This window comes from Microcoleus sp. Pol12B4 (genome assembly GCF_036701385.1).
Taxonomy (GTDB): Bacteria; Cyanobacteriota; Cyanobacteriia; order Cyanobacteriales; family Microcoleaceae; genus Microcoleus.
Genome location: NZ_JAUBQR010000374.1, coordinates 1 through 3177 on the forward strand (window position 1 = coordinate 1; position 3177 = coordinate 3177).

At 47.5% G+C, this 3177-nt stretch carries 1 protein-coding gene; it reads right to left on the reverse strand.

What is annotated here, in order from left to right:
- Positions 1 to 693: 693 nt before the first annotated feature.
- A complete protein-coding gene (locus QUA38_RS28180; protein WP_445305129.1) occupies positions 694 to 3159 on the reverse strand; it encodes a CHAT domain-containing protein in 2466 nt (821 codons plus the stop codon).
- Between the last annotated feature and the right edge of the window lie 18 nt (positions 3160 to 3177).

Genomic DNA, 3177 nt, shown 5'->3' on the forward strand with positions numbered 1-3177 from the left:
TGGCAAAGTCATCTAGCAGTTTGGTGTCACCGAATTGCGCCTTGGTTGCTGGATTTTGTGTTGCGGATGGCGACTCCCGAACTTCGGGATAAATCGCGGGGCCGTAAATTGCGGGAGGCTTTGGCTAGCGGACGATAAACTTTTTTATGGGCGGGCTTTCCGGCCCACCCCACAAGAAAACTCATTCTTTGTGGAACGGGCATCTTGCCCGTTGCGGGCTCTTCGGCCCATTGGTGTCAACTTAAGCTGTCAGCCCGCCCACCCGGTAGTCCGCCAGGGGTTGAAACCCCTGTCTCATAGCGAAAGTCCTCTGAAAGAGGACTGAGAAGAAGAATTTTTGACGTTGCTGATTCACGGTAGGAATCAACTTTTCGCTTGATGTTACAAAACTCACCATACTTGTCTTATAGCAATTGGGAAATCTGAATTCCTACCTGTATTTAGCAACGCCCAGCAACGCCCAATTTTTAAACTCATTAGTCCTCTTCAGAGGACTTTAGCTATTAGACAGGGAATTCATTCCCTGTCGGACTGTCGGATTGTCGGACTGTCGGATTGTCGGATTGTCGGACTGTCGGATTGTCGGACTATCGGACTGTCGGACTACCAGTTTAACGTGTTTGTTGACACCAATGGGCATTGCCGTGTCCCTACAAGGGCTATGTACTTACTTACCAGCAAAAGTGCTGTACATCATTTCCACTCCCCTTGCAAAGTAAAAGCAGCCCAATAATAGGGAGACTTCCATTTTTCCTGCTGCATCATTTCCATCTGTGCCGCCCTCAAAGCTGCCGCTGGTGCTAACTTTTGTTGCACCATTTTCTGATAAAACTTTTGCATTAACACAGCAGTTCCTTCATCATCCACACTCCACAAACTCACCGCCACCCGCTGCGCCCCCGCATACATAAATCCCCTTGTTAATCCCACCATTCCTTCGCCTCTAACATTCTGTCCCATTCCCGATTGACAAGCACTTAAAACTACTAAATTTGCTGCTAGTTTCAAGTTGAAAATATCCGTGAGGCGCAAAAAACCATTGACAAGATTGCCCTTGTTATCTACGATAGACATCACAATTCCTGACAGTTCGGGATTTTTACTGTTGGCAAGGCCGTGGGTGGCGAAGTGAATGATTTGATAATTGACTAAATTTCCATCGGTAGCATTAGTGCGACTGGCATCAAAATCAAGTATTTGACGGGTAGAAGCTGAGGGGAATAAGCTGGATATTGTTTGGGCTTCTTGGCGGCTCAATAGTAGACGATCGGGTGGCCATTTTATCTCGGAAGCACGAAGCGAGCGATTTAAACCGAGGTTGTTTGCTTCTAATTTTTCGGTTGTTGCTGGGGAAAGTTGTCCTTTAACTCTTTTATCGTCTGGACTGAAAACAGGGTCTGCTAAAATTGCTAAACTTTGGTTTGGTGGTTTTCTATCTCCGTAATTTTGCCTGAGAATAGCGAGACTTGAGGCAGAAGGCAAGGTAATAATTTCATGTTCGGCAATTAAGGGAACATTGGTATTTGTTCCGGCGGTTTGGGGAAGAGTTAAAGCAGGAAAAGGGGTATAGTGCAGCACGCCGTCGGGAACAATTAATAAGCGTTTATTGCCTAATTGGGATGCGGCGGGCTGTAAAATTATTTGACCGAGATTTGCACTTACTTGGGCAACTTTTTGGGGAATATTTCTCTGGGTTGGGCTAGTGACAGCGGTGCGGAAAGCCACTGCTGCCGTTTCAATGTCAGCGCGTTTTGGTAATTCATAGCTAGTTAGTGCGGTTGATGTCACAACCCACAAATAACTGCGGTTTAGGCCGAGGGAATACTGCAATAAAATAGTGTTTTCATCGAGAATCTGTTTCTGAATTTCTGGCAGCGTTAAAGGTTGGGGTTGGGTGAGGGCAGCGTAGCGGGGGCTGGCGCTACGAATTTGGGTTTGAATTTGCTGATATTCTTGCAAAAGTGAGAGTCGCTGTTTGTCGATTTCATCGATTTTAGTGGCGTTGGGATTGGGGTGACTGAGGGCTTCGATGCTCTGCTTTTCAACGGCATCAAGTTGCTGTTGCAGGCTCTTTTCTTGTTGCAGTAAATCGGGGGAAATACCTTCACGAATGTTGGCGTTACTTTCTTGGAGAAGTTCTAGGAGGCTGCGAGCCCTCGAACGTTCGCTGGCTTCTAAGGCTTTTGTATCATAGCCGGATTTAGGATTAGTTTTGTGCAGTTGCATTAACAAATCGATGTAGAATTCGTAGTAGTTTTGTACTGTGGCAAAATATGAGGTGCGGAGTTCAGGACTGGCTATTTTAGTGCGGAGGTTTTCGATTATTTTGAGAGAAGATTCAATATTTTTGAGGGCTTCGGTAAGATTGCCGAGATCCCGTTTGACATAGGCAAGACCATAGAGGGTGGTAGCTTCCCCACGGCGATCGCCTGTTGCCCGACTCAGGGGAAGCGACTGGCTGTAATACTCTAGCGCTTTCTGTGTTTCTCCCAAATCTGAGTAGACTAAGCCGATGTTGTGGAGGGTGCCAGCTTCCCCACGGCGATCGCCTGTTGCCCGTCTCAGGGGAAGCGACTGGCTGTAATACTCTAGCGCTTTCTGTTGTTCTCCCAATTCTGAGTAGACATTGCCGATGTTGTTGAGGGTGAGAGCTTCCCCATCGCGATTGCCTGTTGCCTGACTCAGAGGAAGCGACTGGCTGTAATACTCTAGCGCTTTCTGTTGTTCTCCCAAATCTGAGTAGACACCGCCGATGTTGGTGAGGGTGTGAGCTCCCCCACGGCGATCGCCGGTTGCCCGAAAGAGGGGAAGCGACTGGCTGTAATATTCTAGAGCTTTCTGTTTTTCTCCCAAGTCTGAGTAGATTTTGGCAAGAGCAGTGAGGCTAAACGCTTGCTTTCCATTGTCGCCCACTTCTCGATACAGCTTTAAGGCTTCTTCCAACTTGACGATCGCACTTCTTTTTGCTTGGGCCGTTCCTTGCTGGTACAGTTGCAGTCCCTCTTTGAAAGCTTTTTCAGCAGCTTCGTTACTGTTAGTTTGTGCTGTTTGTACGACTTTACCAACGGGCACGGCTGCTGCAACTGGCTGACTTAGCTGAACCGAAAGTGCGATCGACATACCAGCCAAAAACCATTGAGTGCGATCGAACATAGCCACCCCTTTTGTATTTTTTTC